This is a genomic window from Plesiomonas sp. PI-19 (assembly GCF_021368255.1).
GTDB classification, from domain to species: domain Bacteria; phylum Pseudomonadota; class Gammaproteobacteria; order Enterobacterales; family CAMTGL01; genus Plesiomonas; species Plesiomonas shigelloides.
The window spans coordinates 1,260,283-1,277,611 of record NZ_JAJNMQ010000001.1; the positions used below are offsets into that span (position 1 = coordinate 1,260,283).

General features: G+C 50.0%; 16 protein-coding genes and 2 pseudogenes. 11 read left to right on the forward strand and 7 right to left on the reverse strand.

Annotated elements, in window-relative coordinates:
- Positions 1-132: 132 nt before the first annotated feature.
- On the forward strand, positions 133-1,668 hold the full coding sequence (locus tag LQ901_RS05720; RefSeq protein ID WP_233672386.1) for an EAL domain-containing protein: 1,536 nt from the start codon (positions 133-135) through the stop codon (positions 1,666-1,668).
- Between the two features lie 102 nt (positions 1,669-1,770).
- Here the strand turns inward: LQ901_RS05720 and LQ901_RS05725 are convergent, their stop codons facing one another.
- Together LQ901_RS05725 and LQ901_RS05730 are read right to left on the reverse strand one after the other, a co-directional pair.
- Positions 1,771-3,411 (reverse strand): methyl-accepting chemotaxis protein, encoded by a 1,641-nt coding sequence (locus tag LQ901_RS05725; protein WP_152136237.1) that lies wholly within the window; start codon positions 3,409-3,411, stop codon positions 1,771-1,773.
- A 341-nt stretch (positions 3,412-3,752) separates the two neighbouring features.
- A complete protein-coding gene (locus LQ901_RS05730; protein ID WP_047706874.1) occupies positions 3,753-3,947 on the reverse strand; it encodes a hypothetical protein in 195 nt (64 codons plus the stop codon).
- A 229-nt stretch (positions 3,948-4,176) separates the two neighbouring features.
- On the opposite strand from LQ901_RS05730, the gene LQ901_RS05735 reads away from it, so the two are divergent.
- The 3 genes from LQ901_RS05735 to LQ901_RS05745 all read left to right on the forward strand — a co-directional run bounded on the left by LQ901_RS05735 (position 4,177) and on the right by LQ901_RS05745 (position 5,495).
- On the forward strand, positions 4,177-4,527 hold the full coding sequence (locus LQ901_RS05735) for a YcgJ family protein (RefSeq protein WP_152136238.1): 351 nt from the start codon (positions 4,177-4,179) through the stop codon (positions 4,525-4,527).
- A 208-nt stretch (positions 4,528-4,735) separates the two neighbouring features.
- A complete protein-coding gene (gene ppiC / locus LQ901_RS05740; protein ID WP_010863710.1) occupies positions 4,736-5,017 on the forward strand; it encodes a peptidylprolyl isomerase PpiC in 282 nt (93 codons plus the stop codon).
- 217 nt (positions 5,018-5,234) lie between these two features.
- Positions 5,235-5,495, forward strand: coding sequence for a hypothetical protein (locus LQ901_RS05745; RefSeq protein ID WP_064977779.1), 261 nt, complete (start codon positions 5,235-5,237; stop codon positions 5,493-5,495).
- Positions 5,496-5,690: 195 nt separating this feature from the next.
- Here the strand turns inward: LQ901_RS05745 and LQ901_RS05750 are convergent, their stop codons facing one another.
- The 5 genes from LQ901_RS05750 to LQ901_RS05770 all read right to left on the reverse strand — a co-directional run bounded on the left by LQ901_RS05750 (position 5,691) and on the right by LQ901_RS05770 (position 8,334).
- Complete coding sequence (locus LQ901_RS05750) at positions 5,691-6,362, reverse strand: YfdX family protein (RefSeq protein ID WP_010863709.1); 672 nt, start codon at positions 6,360-6,362, stop codon at positions 5,691-5,693.
- Between the two features lie 273 nt (positions 6,363-6,635).
- Positions 6,636-6,887, reverse strand: coding sequence for a hypothetical protein (locus tag LQ901_RS05755; protein WP_010863708.1), 252 nt, complete (start codon positions 6,885-6,887; stop codon positions 6,636-6,638).
- A gap of 68 nt (positions 6,888-6,955) precedes the next feature.
- Complete coding sequence (locus tag LQ901_RS05760) at positions 6,956-7,459, reverse strand: YbhB/YbcL family Raf kinase inhibitor-like protein (protein ID WP_064977778.1); 504 nt, start codon at positions 7,457-7,459, stop codon at positions 6,956-6,958.
- Between the two features lie 206 nt (positions 7,460-7,665).
- Entirely contained in the window at positions 7,666-7,875 is a 210-nt protein-coding gene (locus LQ901_RS05765; RefSeq protein ID WP_010863706.1) for a hypothetical protein, read from the reverse strand.
- 273 nt (positions 7,876-8,148) lie between these two features.
- Positions 8,149-8,334, reverse strand: coding sequence for a hypothetical protein (locus LQ901_RS05770; RefSeq protein WP_010863705.1), 186 nt, complete (start codon positions 8,332-8,334; stop codon positions 8,149-8,151).
- Positions 8,335-8,706: 372 nt separating this feature from the next.
- On the opposite strand from LQ901_RS05770, the pseudogene hypF reads away from it, so the two are divergent.
- From hypF to LQ901_RS05800, 7 genes and pseudogenes are all read left to right on the forward strand, one after another.
- Positions 8,707-10,122: pseudogene (gene hypF / locus LQ901_RS16755) on the forward strand (carbamoyltransferase HypF); the annotation flags it as partial.
- A gap of 222 nt (positions 10,123-10,344) precedes the next feature.
- Positions 10,345-11,550 (forward strand): hypothetical protein, encoded by a 1,206-nt coding sequence (locus LQ901_RS16760; RefSeq protein WP_255698529.1) that lies wholly within the window; start codon positions 10,345-10,347, stop codon positions 11,548-11,550.
- A gap of 235 nt (positions 11,551-11,785) precedes the next feature.
- The gene (gene hybO, locus LQ901_RS05780) at positions 11,786-12,931 is read left to right on the forward strand and encodes a hydrogenase 2 small subunit (RefSeq protein ID WP_010863703.1); all 1,146 of its coding nucleotides are present in this window, start codon (positions 11,786-11,788) and stop codon (positions 12,929-12,931) included.
- A gap of 4 nt (positions 12,932-12,935) precedes the next feature.
- The gene (gene hybA / locus LQ901_RS05785; protein WP_010863702.1) at positions 12,936-13,958 is read left to right on the forward strand and encodes a hydrogenase 2 operon protein HybA; all 1,023 of its coding nucleotides are present in this window, start codon (positions 12,936-12,938) and stop codon (positions 13,956-13,958) included.
- Positions 13,945-15,138, forward strand: a complete 1,194-nt coding sequence (hybB, locus tag LQ901_RS05790) for a Ni/Fe-hydrogenase cytochrome b subunit (protein ID WP_010863701.1) — start codon at positions 13,945-13,947, stop codon at positions 15,136-15,138. Before hybA ends, hybB begins: the two co-directional genes overlap by 14 nt.
- Positions 15,135-16,838: a hydrogenase 2 large subunit gene (gene hybC, locus LQ901_RS05795; RefSeq protein ID WP_039044763.1), complete on the forward strand. Its 1,704-nt coding sequence runs from the start codon at positions 15,135-15,137 to the stop codon at positions 16,836-16,838. The genes hybB and hybC overlap by 4 nt, the downstream gene beginning before the upstream one ends.
- Positions 16,838-17,320, forward strand: a pseudogene (locus tag LQ901_RS05800) (HyaD/HybD family hydrogenase maturation endopeptidase); the annotation flags it as partial. The gene hybC and the pseudogene LQ901_RS05800, both read left to right, overlap by 1 nt.
- Positions 17,321-17,329: the final 9 nt, after the last annotated feature.

Here is a 17,329-nt window from a genome sequence, read left to right on the forward strand (position 1 = left end):
CACAATTTATAAAATCGTTTGATACTTACTGTTTTGGGGTATTGTTAAACGAAAGGGGTTGATCACTGTAGTTTGTGAGCATCTTTCGATATCCGGTTCGTACTGAAGCAGTCATCAAAAGGGCTTTACTTGATGAGAATTAAAAGGGAATGGGCCCTCTACTTTATCTTTGTGCTTAGCGTGCTTGGGATCGGGCTTTCGATTCCCTCATTGTTTGAGCATTTTTTAGCGCAGCGCTTGTTACAATCAAAGCTTGAGGGCTTCTACTATGCGGCCAATGAGCGTAGTGATGCTATCCGGCATGTCATGAAAAATGAAATAACCAATATTCAATTCGATTGTGGCAAGCACGATGTTCAAATTTTGCGAGACTTGAATCTTTATAATAGTCAGTTTCGTGTACAAGGTATTGAGCTGAAAGATGGGGGCGGCTGTTCTAGTTTAGGCTCCGATCTGAGTATTTTATCGCCGAGTGAACCCAAAACCTATGCCTACAAGTTTTATGGCTATGACGTAGGTTTTACGACAACGCACGATATTACAAATACCGGCGGTGAAGTGGTGACCTTCATCAATGTGAATGGCAATTTTATCTACTGGGTTCTCAATAGTGCATGGACTCATGAGCAATTACAGTCACCGTGTAAAAATTGTTTTTACATTGAATATCTTAACATCGCACCGGCAGAGACAACGTTGTTTTCTCCAAAAGGAAATTTGGATATCAAAAATCGCCCCGAAGGTGAGGTTTTGGTGTCCAGTATCTCTAATGGGAAAGTGGTGTATAAGCTATTAGCGGGGAAAGAGCTGGTGGCTTATGCCAATGGGAAGTTGTGGCTTTATGCTGCGCTTTTCATGTTAGTAGCACTTTCTGCAGGTACCTTTATTTTTTGGATTCTGACGCATCATCAAAGCTCAATGTCAGAGTTGCTGCTGTATGGCTTACAGAAAAATGAATTCTTTCCCTACTATCAGCCGATAGTAAATGCGAAAACAGGGCAGGTGATAGGGGCTGAGGCATTACTACGCTGGTATCACAAAGGTGAGATGATCTCCCCTGGCGGATTTATTGAGCATGCAGAGCAACATGGCATGATTTTGGATATAACCGAACAAGTGATTGAGAAGATCATTGCCGATTTGAGTCTATTCCCAGAATCTTTGTGGGTGAGTGTTAATATTGTGCCGGAGCAAATCGAGAATGGTTCTTTGTTCCGGATGCTGAAAAAACACCGCTGGCATTACAATTCAAAATTACGTTTTGAGATCACCGAGCGTATGCGGGTCAGTGATTTTGCGGTTGCGGCAGAAGAGATCTCCAAAGTCAAAACCTTGGGATACCGTTTTAAATTGGATGATTTTGGTACTGGGTACGGCGGTTTTTCCTATATCCAAAAATTGGGGGTAGACGAGATTAAAATTGATAAGATGTTCGTTGATACCATCGGAACCAATGACGTGAAAAAAGGCGTTCTTGATTCAATCATTGCCTTTGCAAAAGAGGCGGGGATGGATCCGGTGGCCGAAGGCGTTGAAACCCAAGCGCAAGTTGACTACTTAGTTTCAAAAGGCATCTATAATATCCAAGGCTTTTTCTATTCTCGTCCGCTACCGGCTTATGCATTTACCCGCTGGGTAGCTGAATATCAAGCGCGCCAAAACAGCTAATAATCTATCACCACATTTTGCAGCGCATGGCCAGATAGCAACAGTATCTATCTGGCCATGCGAGAAGCATTGTGCTTGGGGATCGGAAGAATGAACTCAGCGTTACAGCTTAAACTTCTCCGTCATCAGATTGAGCTGTTGCGCCAGCTGCGCCAGGCTCACGCAAGCCTGCACGGTTTGTACCGCACCTTCGGCGACCTCAGTTGATGCCGTGTTGATGTTAACAATATTCTTATTCAGCTCATTGGCCACGGCCGATTGCTCTTCGGTTGCGGTTGCGATTTGCGAGCTCATATCAGAGATCTTGCTGATTTCGGCGTTAATCTCTTGAATAGACTCACCGGCACGGGTGGCGTGCTCCACGCACACATAGGCTTGCTGGCAGCTGGACTGCATTGCTTGACCGGCTTCGGTCGCCCGCTTTTGCAATGACTCGATGATTTGATTGATTTGGGTCGTCGAATCTTGCGTTTTCTGCGCTAAAGTCCGCACTTCGTCGGCGACCACAGCAAAGCCACGTCCTTGTTCGCCAGCACGCGCCGCTTCGATGGCCGCGTTCAGTGCCAACAGGTTGGTTTGGTCGGCGATATTGCGGATCACGTCCAGCACCACGCTAATACTGGCGCTGTCTTGCTCCAGCTGCTGCACAATCTGGCTAGCATGTTCGATTTGCTGCGAGACTTCCTGAATATTCTGCACCGCCTCGTGCACAATCTGATTACCCGAAATGGACTGTCGAGTTGCATCATTGGCGGCGGTTGCGGCGTGCGTAGTATTCATGGATACATCTTGCACGGTAGCTTGCATTTCATTCATTGCCGTCGCCAGCTGGGTAATTTCGTTTTGCTGGATCTGCATGCCATCGGCAGAGTGCTGGGCAATCGCATTCACCTGTTCAACGGCACTGCTGACTTGCGATGTAGAGGTCATGATGTCACTCACCAGTGCATGCAGACCTTCTTTCATTTTTTGAATCGAGATACCCAGCTCGCCCAGCTCATCACGGGATAATTTACCGGACTCAATGTATTCACTAAATTGTGAGCGGGCGAGGTTGCCGTCAGCAATTTGCCGAGCTTGTTCTAAAATCATGAACAGCGGCTTGGTGATGCTCTTGGTCAGCAGGCTGGCCAAAATAAACACAAAAATAGCCGACACAATCAGGCAAGTAATAATCCCAATTTGTGCCGCGGAAAATGCCGTATTGGATTCGCTTTCAGCGCGAGCGGCATTATTCAGGCTTAGATTGGTGAGCGCTTGCGTTTGCTGATTAAGCTGATCATAGATAGCCGAGCCGGTATTGAGGCTTTGCATCGCCAAGTCAATGGCACCACTTTTGATGTAGCGCTGAACCTGTTCATTTTCTTCACAGTACTGCGCCCACAAAGATCGGATCTTGGTGATGATCTGTTGCTCTTGCGGTGATTTAAAACGTGATTCGTAATTTGCCAGCAGCGTGGTCATCTTTTGTTGCGTGTCAGACAACATGCGCGCGTACTTGTCTAATTGCTCGTTACTGTCGCGTTTAGCAAACAGCGCAAGGATATAGCGGCGGCTGTCAGTCGCTTGTTTATTTATATCATTCGCGTGAATAATTACGGGGATTGAGGTGTTGGACAGCAGGTCAATGTTGCCATGAAGTTGCTTGATCTTAGAGAGTGAGTATAAGCCAGTTAAACTCATTAGCAGGCATAACACAGAAAAAGAGAGCAGCAGTTTTTTCTTTATCGATAAATCAATCATTCCTGAAACCGTTCTATGTAAGAGTCGCGTTATATTAGTAGTGAAATAATTAATTCATTCTGGGTTCTATTGGTGTATCTTTTTTGTGCAACTTTATGCTTAGTTGCTTATGACCGATGAGTATAGGAGCGGCTGTTTATTTGTGGAAAGTGAATTGTCTTGGTGATTGGCTAAGTTGGTAAGAAAGAATTTTTATTGATTTCTTCTTATGTCATACTTTTTCAAAGTATTTCATGGAAATGATTGTACGTGACGATTGGTTATCTTGCGGCGATATAAAAAGTACTTAACTAGCAATGTAAACTCTGCACGAATTGTAGACGGCCTATCTATTTACTGCGTCAGGAAACATTCCGATTCAAATTGTAGGTGAGGGTGCTGATGATTTTGTCAGCAATAAAACAGGCACGAGTAATATCAGCTGAGCGTAGTTTTTGTCCTCGTAAACTGCTCAATGCAATGCCTTGCGCGATATCTACGGTGGTCAATTGGCAAATGTAGGGTTGCCAGACCAAATGTTGTATTTGCTTTTTCATGCAGTTGAGACTCCCTCATGACAGCATGAGATAAACCTACCTTGAGTATTGTCTTGGAATACTGACCATGGTCATGTATTTGGTGCATGGCAATCTTTTTCTCTTCTTGGTTGCACCGCGCCTATTCATCAGTGCATTACCGCACTGTTATCGTAATGTCATACACGCTCGCTAAGGTCAATCAGCATAGGCGATTGATACGTTGTTGAGACCTGAGCAGGAGCTGACGATGAATCCATTTTTGTTAGTCATTTGTGTGTGTATGGTGCTTAGTGTACCTGTACAAGGGGCGCTGCTGGCTTATAAAACATGGGTTTATTCGCCGGTAGACGGCGTGGTGTGCGATAAAGGCTTGGGCAAGTGTTATAACGCTGCAGGTTTTTCCCCTGAGTTGACTGCGCAGTTTTTCGATGTTGAGCGCGTTGAGTTAGAACGTTTAGGGCCACAGGCAACCGCGAGCGCTACCGTGTATTTGAGTAATCAGGTTACCTGCCATTTTTCCGCGCAATATTGTGAATCTGAGATTGTAGGTAAAGGGGAGTATTACCAAGCCGTGTTGTTTTCCTCGTCGCATCTTTAGCTATGGCTCATGACGAGTAGTAATAGTGAGTAAGAAAGGTTGATTTTTACTGCTAAAACTTCACAAGATCGGGGCCGCACCGGTAAGCTATGCGTTTACCCACGGCTTCAGCATGCAGCATACGTAGATGAGTATGTGTCGCTGTGTATGTGTGGCCGTGTCGTGTGCAATCATGGCAATTAATCAGGTAGCAGAGGCAACAAGCACCATGGCAAATAAAGCCGCAGCAATACATATTCTGGTGAAAACAGAAAAAGAGTGTCTGGCACTGAAGAAAAAGCTCGATGATGGTGCGGATTTTGGCAAGTTGGCCCGCCAGTTTTCGACCTGTCCTTCGGGTAAACGCGGTGGCGATTTAGGCGAGTTCGCGCGTGGGCAGATGGTTAAAGCTTTTGATAAAGCGGTGTTCTCCGCGCCATTGCTACAAGTAGTCGGCCCAATCAAAACCCAATTTGGCTACCACTTGATCAAGGTGTTGTATAAGAGCTAAGCGCAGACTGCACGATAATCTTGCTATACCCTGCTTACTTGAGGCTGCCGCGGTGTTGGCTATGTTCGTTCATCTCAATCACATAGTTTGCCTATGCTCATGGAGATGCTTTTACTTGCCGCCTACCTGCAATTCCAAGTCGTTTGGGTCTACTGTGCACGCTCACACTATTGGTGGATGCGATCAATAACCATAAATCAAGAACAAGGATGAAAACATGCCGTGGTATTCCATTATGGTGGGCTGGTATGTGCTGTTCACTGTGGCGTTTGCCAGTGTCATCGCAACAGTGGGTGAGTCTGATGGCGTTGCATTGATGCTGTCGCTGGTGGTGATGTTAGGATCACCGTTGACGGTAGGGATGGCGATGCTGGGTGTGTTGGATGCATTTCTGGCTCGCAATTGGTCACGCTTAGGTGTGCATAGTGGCGCGTTGGCCTTAGCGTTAACGTGGCTGGGCATGGTGATTTTTCATTAAGTCTGGCGGCGCGACATACAGCATAAAAAACCGGCGTACTGGACGCCGGTTTCGAGACTTGTTTAGCGAGATATCAGTGACAACGTCACTTTTTCTATCCTCTTTCTTATCTCTATCATCCCTTTTATCGAGAAAGTCGAGACAGTGTCATGATAGGAAGCGATTCTCACTCGTGATTCTCAGATGCAAACGCGATTATTTCGCGGCTGCCGGTGTTGCTGCGTGCGCAGCTGCTGCAGGCGCGGCGGCTGGGGTACCGATGACACTTTCAGAATCGATAATGATGCCATCTTCAGCAGCTTTCAGAGCCAAGTTCGCTTCGTAGTATTTGCTGTGCTTCATCAGATCCAGCGCTTTGGCTACGTTTTGCTGAGTTTGTTTCAGTGGCATCAGCGCTTGGTTTTCCACAATGCCGATACCGGCTAAACGCAGAGTTTCCAACGCGCCTTGGCGATCACCTGCTTTGATTTTTTCGTTAGCTTGGCTGATGGCTTTTTGTTTAGCTGGGGTTGAGATGAAATCTTCTGCCACTGACATGCTGGCATTGATGATCACATAGTTATCACCGGCCAGTGGGGCGGTTTTGTTTGCTTTAACAAACTTGCTCCAGTCAGTGCTGTCGGAAGAAAGCAGTTTTTGCGCTTCCTTCGCTAATTTTTGTGCTTGATCTGGTTGGCCGTTGAACAGTGCAGCACGTGCATGCTGAACGTTCATCATGGCGTTATAACCTTGCTGAGCCACTTGCAGCAGATCTTTTTGCTGCTGTTGGGTTGCAGCAACAGTGGCGGTGGCAGGTTGTTCAGCGGCAACAGCGCCACCAGAGATCAGAGCAACAGACAGGGCTACAGCAGATAAAAGATGTTTCATGACATTCACTCCATAGTAAATCAGAAAACGACAGGCACCTGTGTCTGTCCGTTTTGAGCACATGAATTAGCCTATAGCAGAGAAATCAAAGTCGCCGTCACAAAGTGTTTGTAAGTATTTCTGATATAGGCAGTTTTCAATTGCCCAATGGAGGGAAAGGGAATGGTGCTTATTAAACTTGATGGGGTAGCGGAATAAAAAAACCGAAACCTGCAGCAGGTTTCGGTTTACTAAGCGTACGTCTGTCAGCGTATGCCGACAGAAGCGACTCGATCACAGACCGAACTGTTTGCTCAGCTCAGCTTGGCGATCGGTGATTTTGCTGACGGTTTGCACCAGTACCGGGTTGTCAGATAAGGAGACATCGGTATTGACGGCATTCCAGAGCGCCAGTACATCCTTACAATGTGCGATAAGTTCTTGCTTACGCACCTCAGTCAGATTGGCATTGTGCAGCTCTTTCCAAGCATGCTCCAACTGCTCCAATGTGGTATTGGCAATACTGATGACTTGTTCCGCGCTCATAGCGTCTCCTTTAAACGTGCCGTTATCCTTTTTCAGGATAAATCCATTGTTATCGTTAGTTATCCCGATTAGCCCCGGAACAGGGCGGTAATCTTGGCTGTACCCAGTGCATTGGCATTGAGCATAAAGCCGACTTTAGCTGGCATTGTGTCTGCTGGCAAATCCAGAGTCGGTACTTTGAGTGCGAAAACAGTAAATTGATAGCGATGCGCACCGTGGCCTTTGGGTGGACGTGGGCCGCCGTAACCCGGCACACCGAAGTCAGTGATACTTTGTACCGCGCCGGCCGGTAACCGTGTGCCATCAGATAGAACGCCACGCGGCAAACCGCGGGTATCTGCCGGTAAGTTGAAGACTAACCAGTGCCACCACCCACTGCCGGTTGGCGCATCGGGGTCATACACAGTGACGGCAAAGCTCTGCGTGCCTTCAGGGACATGATCCCATTGCAGCGCTGGCGACAGGTTGTCTCCCTGATAGGGCTCACCGGTCATGACATGACGTAAGTGGATATAGTCGCCATCCTCAAAATCAGGACTGGACAAAGTAAAGGCTGAGGAGTGTACAGACATAACATCACCTTCATGCGTTGGTATACCACTCGGCTCGCCGTGCTCCTGTTTTCATTGCTGATGTTCACTTCAGCGCAGGAGGCGTACGAGCCGCGGTGTTAATGTCTGTTTAGCTTAGTCGAGGCGTATTCGGGGAGCGAATACAATATTGTGTCGGGTTATGTGAGTCTGTGCATAAATCTGACGGGCAGATTTTTCGCTAACCGTCAGTCTTTTCTCATAAAAAGTGCAATCAGCGCGGTAACGGCCACGTTACCCAGATAAAACCACGTCAGCCACTCTGGGCGCGATGACGCGGTCAGGTTGTTCATCAACGCGGCGGTAATAAATGCTACCCAGAGTGCGGCAATAATGCAGCCACCTAACACAACGTGACGATGCAGTGTGGCGATGCCATAGGTAGATGGAGTGTTCATCTTGTGCTCCTTGTCCGAGCGAACTGTGTTGAGTGTTGATGTGTGTGTTTAATACACGTTGTTGATACAGAGCTTATGCGCGTTTTGCAGCATGCTTGTTAATGGTTTGTGTTATGTCATGAAACGCGGGCGGAGGAAAGGGGGGAGAAAAAATAAAGTTGTAAGGGAAAGCGTGAGCGGAAAAACAGTGAAACACCCTGAAAAAATAGCAGTACAGGCGTTAGTCACCCGTACTGCATTCGTACTGAATCTTTACCGTATAAGCGGCGATGATCAGTCTTCGCGCGCCCAGCTGGCCAGTAACGAAGTGGCAACAACATTACCTAAAAATGCGTAAGTCACCCAGTTAGGGCGCTGGTGGCCGCCGGTCAGATTGGTTGACAGCGCAGCGCTGACAAAAACAACCCAAATCAATGCGATGGCCGACAAACTGATCGTGCCTTTTTTCTTATTCAGCATGCAAACTCCGATATAAGTATGATTTATATGGTCTCAATGCGGCGGAGAATAGCACATTATGTTATTGCTTTGGTGAATAATTCTTAGGCGCGATGAGCGTGAGCGCCTCGACAAGGGAATGATTAGCTATGCCGATTCGTTGTGATATTTAAAAACGCCTAGAAAATCCACAACGATACATTTCATTACCTTTTATCGGGATTAAAAACACAATGAAATCAGATTGTGTGACGAGGTTACTAGGCAAAGCAGCTGACCAGCTTAGAATGCAGCACAAAGTGTGAGGTCTTTCCGCTCCCAAGAAGAACGCGGGCGTCAACGGCAACGTAGAAAATACCAAAAGAAGTAGATCAGGATAGTGAGACAGCAGTTATGACCGGGATCAGAATCCGAGTGCGAGGAAAAGTGCAGGGCGTCGGATTTCGTCCTTACGTGTGGCAGATAGCCCATGAGCTCGGATTAACCGGTGATGTGCGTAACGATGCGGAAGGGGTGCTGATCCATCTGGCGGAAGTTACTGAGGATTGCGCTGCATTTCGCCAGTTTACTGACTTACTCTATGCTCGCTGTCCACCATTGGCGCAGATTCAGGCGTTGGAAGTGGCGGCATGGCAGCCGAGTAGCGTGCCGCAGACTTTCACCATTACCGCCACCGCCGGTGGGCAAATGGCGACGCAAATCGTCCCTGATGCTGCGACTTGTCCGGCATGCCTGGCGGAGATGCGCGACCCAGCAGATCGTCGGTTTGGCTACCCGTTCATCAATTGTACCCATTGCGGCCCACGTTTTACCATCATCCGCAGTATGCCGTATGACCGTCCGTTTACCGCGATGGCGGCGTTCCCGATGTGTCCTATTTGTCAGCGTGAGTATGACGATCCGGCTGATCGGCGTTTTCACGCCCAGCCCAATGCGTGTCCACAGTGTGGGCCGCAAATTCGCTGGGTTGATGCGTCCTTTTTTGATGAGTCACTTTCTTTGCCTCGAATTGACGACCTGTTTGCGCAAGGCCATACCGATTCGCAGCCGGTGATTGTGCAGGCAGCGCAGGCGTTATTGCGTGGCGAGATCGTCGCGGTGCGCGGATTGGGCGGTTTTCACTTAGCTTGTGATGCGACCAATGCTGAGGCTGTCGCGCGTTTGCGAATGCGTAAGCATCGCCCGGGTAAACCGCTGGCGGTGATGTTGCCATCGCTAGACTGGCTTGATGTGTGCGCGGATTTTTCCGCTGAGCAACCGCGCTTTGCGCTGTTGGAGTTAGAACCGGAATTGGCGGCTTTGCGCTGTCGTGAGCATGCGGTGTCAGCGCTAACCTCCGCGGCTGCACCGATCGTGCTGGTGCCAAAGCGCGCGAGCGCAGATGAGCTGTGCGCGGAGAGGTTTTCTGACGCCGAACCCACACCGCTGGCTGACAATATTGCGCCGCACTTAGGCGAAGTGGGGGTGATGCTGCCGTCGAGCCCGTTGCAACATCTGCTGCTGGATGCAGTAGGGCGTCCGTTGGTGATGACGTCCGGTAATGCGTCTGGCAAGCCACCGGCGCTGAGTAATGCCGAAGCTCTGCAGGATTTGCGTCATATCGCTGATGGGTGGTTGCTGCATAACCGCGACATCGTGCAGCGCGCCGATGATTCGTTGCTGCGCGCCACTCCTGAGGGCACTGAGATGCTGCGTCGGGCGCGCGGATATGTGCCCGATCCGTTACTACTGCCGGATGGCTTTGCTCCGCTACCGGCGATTTTGGCTACCGGCGCGGATCTGAAAAATACCTTTTGTTTGATCCCCGCTAATATGGCTGAGTCAATAGCGATAAATCAGGATGATAATAAAATAAGTCCTGAGTCACTGACCCTGACACGTGTAAACCTGGCACATGTAAATACCGAGTTACGCAATTCGGGTGTCAGCGAGACTAAAAGTAAAATTGGCAACAATATCGGCAATCATATCGCTGCTGATATGGCGAGTGATATAGATAGCAATATTGAAAATAAATCATGGCCGAAAAGTATGGCGGTATTAAGTCCGCACTTTGGTGATTTATCCGATCCGGATTTGGCGCAACAAGTAAATCGCTCAACAGCATTTTTCTGTGAGATTTATAATGTTGTACCGCAAATTATTGCGACCGATTCTCATTCCGGTTATTTCAGTCGTCGTAATGCGGAAAAATTATACAGTGCAAAGAAAATTATTCCGGTTATGCACCACCACGCACATATTGCTGCTGTGATGGCAGAATATGGATTAGCGCGAAATCATTCTCCGATACTGGGTCTGGCATTAGATGGGATCGGTATGGGAGAAAATAATGCGTTATGGGGTGGGGAATGTTTGCTGGCAGATTATACAACGTTTGTTCATTTAGGTGGTATTCCTGCCACGCCATTACCCGGTGGTGATAAAGCGGCGCGTGAACCGTGGCGTAATTTGTTAGCTCAATGTCATGCGGCAGTGCCGGATTGGCAAAATACCGAATTGGGTAAAATATTACAGCCCTATGCCACCGGTTTATTGTGTCATGCGATCGAGCGAGAGATTAATTGTCCTCCGGCTTCATCGTGTGGTCGCTTGTTTGATGCGGTTGCGGCTGCATTGGGGATCTGTACCGATGCGGTTTCGTTTGAAGGAGAGGCCGCGTGCCGCTTGGAGTCTCTGGCATGGCAAGCCTTAGCGCAGGAGCATGAGCAAGGTGACTTTTTGTCATCGGCGCTTGACCATGATTTCCCTCTGCAGATGCCGTTATTGTTCAGTGAGGCGCGCTCGGCACGCAATCAATTAAACGTTGTGGGTACGGAACAATCAATATCATCACACAAATATAGTGATGATAAAAATAGTAAGGGAATCGTTGACATTCGTCCTGTTAATTATTTCCCGCAAGCGAAAGACTTACCCAAATCATCACTGGATTTAGCCGCATTTTGGCATTCTTGGTTGAATTACCGCGCGACGGATAGTGATAAAGCCTTTGCTTTTCACGTGGTATTAGCCAATGGCTTAGCAGAGATGGTTAATTATTATGCATCTCGGTTAGGTATCGCGAAGGTCGTATTGTCCGGCGGCGTATTACACAACCGCCTTTTACGCGTATTGCTGTTAAAAAAATTAAACCATTTGGAGGTATTGACTCCGCGAATTATTCCTGCTGGAGATGGTGGGTTATCTTTAGGTCAAGCCGTGATTGCGGCAGCGAGAATATTAAATCCACTCTGAGTTAAGGTAAAAAAACGGTGAATATTTTTATTCCTTTCTTTTCATGTCGCTCAGGCTGAAACGTGTCTATTCAAATAAATTAAAAAATAATTCTTCGTGTTACAAATCATTGATATGGATCAAATGTCTGATCTATCCGCTGTTAATACTATTACCGCGGTTGCCAAAACGGGGATGAAAAGAGGGAAATTAAACTTTTCATCAAATTGGTATAATTAAAAAAGAACCAAAAGCAATGGCTATGAATAATTCGTTTCTTGACCGTTTGGGTGTGAGTCGTCGTGATTTTATGAAGCTGTGTACGGGTCTGGCGGCCAGTATGGGGCTGTCGGCAAATGCCGCTACTAAAATTGCCGCGGCGGTCTCTGACCCTGCACGTCCTCCCGTTATTTGGATTGGCGCACAAGAGTGTACCGGTTGTACGGAGTCGCTGCTGCGTGCCACGCACCCGACACTGGAAAACCTGCTGCTGGATACCATTTCGTTGGAGTATCACGAGGTATTGTCGGCGGCTTTCGGCCATCAGGTGGAAGAAAACAAACACCACGCGATGGAGAAATACAAAGGCCGTTATGTGCTGGTGGTCGATGGCTCGATTCCACTGAAAGATGATGGTGTGTACTGCATGGTGGCGGGTAAGCCGATTGTGCAGCATATCCGTGAGGCTGCGGAAAATGCCGCGGCAGTGATCGCCATTGGCTCGTGTGCCTCATGGGGCGGGGTGCCTGTCACCGGCGGCAACCCAACCGGCGCAGTGAGCCTGTCTGAGGCGCTGGGTGGCAAGCCAGTGATTAATATTCCGGGCTGCCCACCGAATCCGCAGAACTTCTTGGCCACGGTGGTACACCTGATCACCTTCAACTCGGCACCGAAGTTGGATGCGGAAGGTCGACCAACGTTTGCCTATGGCCGTTTGATCCACGAACACTGCGAGCGTCGTCCACACTTTGATGCTGGCCGTTTTGCCAAAGAGTTTGGCGACGAAGGCCATCGTAATGGCTGGTGCTTGTATCACCTTGGCTGTAAAGGTCCAGAAACCTACGGTAATTGCTCGACGTTGGAGTTTTGTGACATCGGCGGCGGTATCTGGCCGGTCGGTATTGGTCACCCTTGCTACGGCTGTAATGAGCAGGGAGTGGGCTTTACCAAAGGCATTCACCAACTGGCAAACGTGGAAAACCAGACTCCGCGTTCACAAAAACCGGATCTGAATAACCGCCAAGGTGGGGATGTTTCACCAACGGCGGCGGGGATCATCGGTGGCGTGGCCGGTTTGGTCGCGGGTGTTAGTTTGATGACTGTGCGTGAGCTGGGTCGCCAGCAGCGACAAAAACGCGAAGCAGAAGCGCGGCAGCACGACGCAGACTCACACAAGGAGTGATGCCGTGGATAGACGTAATTTCCTCAAGCTGGCTGCTGCGGGCGCGGTGGCTGGCGGGCTTTCCCCTTGTGCCGTGGCGCGGGAAAATCTTAAACCGATCCCCGGTTCACTGGGGATGCTGTATGACTCCACCTTGTGCGTGGGCTGTCAGGCCTGCGTGTACAAGTGTCAGGAGGTCAACCATTCTGAGCTGAACCCGAAAGGGGAACAGACGTGGTCGAACAATGACAAGCTCGATGCCTACACCAATAACATCATTCAGGTGTGGAGCAGCGGTGATGGTAAGCACAAAGACCAAGTCGAAAACGGCTATGCCTACATCAAAAAGCAGTGCATGCATTGTGTTGACCCGAACTGCGTATCGGTGTGTCCGGTGCAGGCGCTGCGTAAAGATCCGAAAACCGGCATTGTCCATTACGACCCGAGCGTGTGCACCGGTTGTCGTTATTGCATGATTGCCTGTCCGTTTAGTGTACCGAAATTCCAGTACGACGATCCGTTAGGCCAAATTCACAAGTGTCAGCTGTGCAACCAAAACGGCGTTGAGCGTTTGAATCAAGGTTTGCTGCCGGGCTGCGTGGAAGTGTGTCCGGCGGGCGCGGTGATCTTTGGTACCCGTGAAGAGCTGCTGGCGGAAGCTAAAAAGCGTTTGGCGATGAAAGCGGGCGAGATGTATGCCTATCCGCGCCAGACAGTGAACAGCAATGATCGCTATGAAAAAGCGATCCCGCATTACCAAGACCATGTCTACGGCGAAAAAGAAGGCGGTGGCACGCAGGTGCTGACGTTGGCCGCAGTGCCATACGAAAACCTGAACTTGCCGAAGCTCGATGAACGCTCCACCGGCTCTCGCTCTGAAACAGTACAACATACGTTGTACAAAGGGATGGTGTTGCCGATCGCCGCGTTTGCTGGTTTGGCCATGTTGACCCGCCGCAGTACCAAAAAATCCGAGCATCATGATGAGCATAAAACTCATCATCGCGAAGAAACCGATAAGAAGGATGATGATCATGGCACACGCTGATGCTAAACCACTGGGTGGGCGTCTGGTCAGCTGGCCGGTGCTGTTCTTTGCCCCGTTTGCTGTTCTGTGTGGGGTAATTATCCTCAAGCGTCTGTTTTTGGGCTTAGCCTCCGTGTCTGGATTGAACGGCGGTTATCCGTGGGGCTTGTGGATCTCCTTTGACCTGTTGATCGGTACCGGCTTTGCCTGTGGCGGCTGGGCGCTGGCGTGGGCGGTGTATGTGTTTAACCGCGGGGAATATCACCCGTTGGTGCGACCGGCACTGCTGGCCAGTTTGTTCGGTTATGCCTTGGGTGGCCTGTCGATCACCATTGACGTGGGCCGTTACTGGAACCTGCCGTATTTCTACATCCCCGGTCACTTCAACGTGAACTCGGTGTTGTTTGAAACCGCTGCCTGTATGACGGTGTATATCGGGGTTCTGGTGTTGGAGTTCGCGCCTGCGGTGTTAGAGCGCTTTGGTTGGAAAGTGCAGCTGAAATGGCTGAACAAAATCATGTTTGCCATTATCGCACTCGGTGCGCTGCTGCCGACTATGCACCAGTCCTCCATGGGTTCATTGATGATTGCTGCCGGCCATAAGATCCATCCGCTATGGCAAAGCTATGAAATGCTGCCGGTGTTCTCACTGTTGACCGCCTTCATCATGGGTTTTTCCATCGTGGTGTTTGAAGGCTCATTGGTGCAGGCAGGCTTAGCGGGGAAAGGGCCGAATGAAAAGGCGCTGTTCTATCGCTTGACCAAAGTGATCGATATTTTCCTGATCTTGTTTATCGCGCTGCGGTTTGCGGAGATTGTCATCAACGGCAAAGTGAATTATCTCGGTCAGTTTGATCACTATGCGCTGCTGTTCTGGGCTGAAATTGCCCTGATGATTTTCCCGTTACTGGTGTTCCATTGGGATACCACCCGTAATGATTCTCGTCTGCTGTTTTTGGGCGCGCTTAGCATGCTGCTCGGTTCAGCGCTGTGGCGGTTGAATTATTCCCTGATCGCATTCAATCCGGGTGAGGGATACCACTATTTCCCAACCACGGAAGAAATTTTGATTTCGGTGGGCTTTATCGCCATTGAAGTGTGCGCCTACCTGTTGTTAATCCGTATTTTGCCAGTCCTGCCGTCACTTGAGCGTGTACACCAGGATTATCAGGCCAGCCATGATGTTCGAGGTAAAGAATGAGCCAGCGTATTACTATCGATCCGGTTACTCGGATTGAAGGCCACCTGCGTATTGACTGTGAAATTGCCAACGGCAAAGTGGTGAAAGCTTGGTCATCCGGCACCATGTGGCGTGGCATGGAAGAGATTGTGCAAGGCCGTGATCCGCGCGATGCGTGGATGATTATGCAGCGGATCTGCGGGGTGTGTACCAACATCCACGCCATTGGTTCGGTGCGAGCGGTGGAAAGTGCATTGAACTTGAATGTGCCAGTGAACGCGCAGTACATCCGCAACATTATTCTGGCGGCCAGTAACATTCATGACCACGTGGTGCACTTTTATCAGCTGTCGGCGCTGGATTGGGTGGATATCACCTCGGCGCTGCAAGCCGATCCGGTGAAGGCTTCGCAAATGCTGAACGGCGTATCGAGCTGGCAGCTGAACAGCCCACAAGAGCTGACCAAGGTACAGAACAAGATCCGCGCGCTGGTGGACAGTGGCCAGTTGGGGATTTTCGCCAACGGTTACTGGGGTCACCCAACCATGAAGTTGCCGCCAGAAGTTAACCTGATTGCGGTGGCGCACTACATGCAGGCGTTGGAGTATCAGCGCGATGCGAGCCGCGTGGTGGCTTTGCTGGGCGGTAAGAGCCCGCATATCCAAAACTTGGCCGTAGGTGGTGTTGCCAACCCAATTAATCTGGATGGTATCGGCGTGCTGAACATGGAACGCCTGATGTACCTGAAGACCTTTATCGATCGCTTAAACGGCTTTATCGAGCAGGTCTACATGCCGGATGCGGCGATTATCGCCAGCTTCTACCCAGAATGGCTGCAATCGGGCCGTGGGGTGACCAACTATCTGTCAGTGCCAGAATTGCCGACCGATAACCAAGGCGGCAGTTTCCTGCTGCCGGGCGGTTACATTAAAAATGGCGACATGAGCACCTTCCGCGCCATTGATTCGCATAAAGATCAGTTCCTGATCGACGGGATCGCCGAAAGTAGCAAGCATGCCTGGTATCGCGATAACGAACCTCTGCACCCGTGGCAGGGCAAGACGCGGCCGAACTACACCGGCTGGAACGAAGACGGTAAATATTCGTGGGTGAAAGCGCCAACGTTCTACGGCGAAACCGTGGAAGTGGGGCCGCTGGCGAACGTGCTCTGTATGCTGGCTGCTGGTCATGAAGGCACCAAACAGCATATGGATACTGTGCTGGGTCTGTATCAGAAACTCAGTGGTAACACTCTGACGCCGCAAGAGATGCCGTCCACTATGGGCCGCGTGTTGGCGCGTGCAGTACGCTGTGCGGTGATGAAAGACACGCTGGCGCACCAGTGGCAAGCGCTGATCGACAACATCGGTCGCGGTGATTACGTGGCCTATATCAAACCTAATATTCCGGCTGATACTGAGCTGCGCGGTGTGGGTTTTGAAGAAGCGCCACGCGGCATGCTGTCGCACTGGATTGTGATTAAAAACGGCAAAATTGCTAACTATCAGGCGGTCGTACCTTCCACTTGGAACTCCGGTCCACGCAACCAAAATGACGAGCCGGGGCCGTATGAAGCGGCGCTGGTAGGCACACCGGTGGCTGATCCGGAAAAACCACTGGAAGTGGTGCGCACGGTGCACTCGTTTGACCCTTGCATGTCTTGTGCGGTACACATTGTGGATACCCGCGGCCAGCAAGTGACCGAAGTGAAGGTGCTGTGATGCAAAATCCGGTACTGGTGCTTGGCATCGGCAATTTGTTGTTGTCGGATGAAGCCATTGGTGTCCGGGCGGTGGAAGCGCTGGAGCAGCGCTTCCATCTGCCGCCGCAGGTTGATGTGTTGGATGGCGGCACCTGTGGCATGGAGCTGATTGGGGATATGGCCGATCGTGAACACCTGATCATTGCCGATGCCGTGCTGACTGGTGATGCGCCGGGCACGGTGGTGACGCTGCGCGGTGAAGAGGTGCCGACACTGTTTAGTCGCAAAATTTCTCCGCATCAGTTGGGGCTGTCCGATGTGTTGTCAGCCCTCAAACTGACCGACGAGTTTCCGCAACGTCTGACTCTGATCGGGGTGGTGCCGGAGTCTGTCGAGCCACGCATTGGCCTCACCGACACGGTTAGTAACAAACTGGATCAGGTTGTGATGGGTTTGTGCGGGGCATTGGCGGAGAGTGGGGTTACAGTAACACCTAAAGATGTTCCGCTT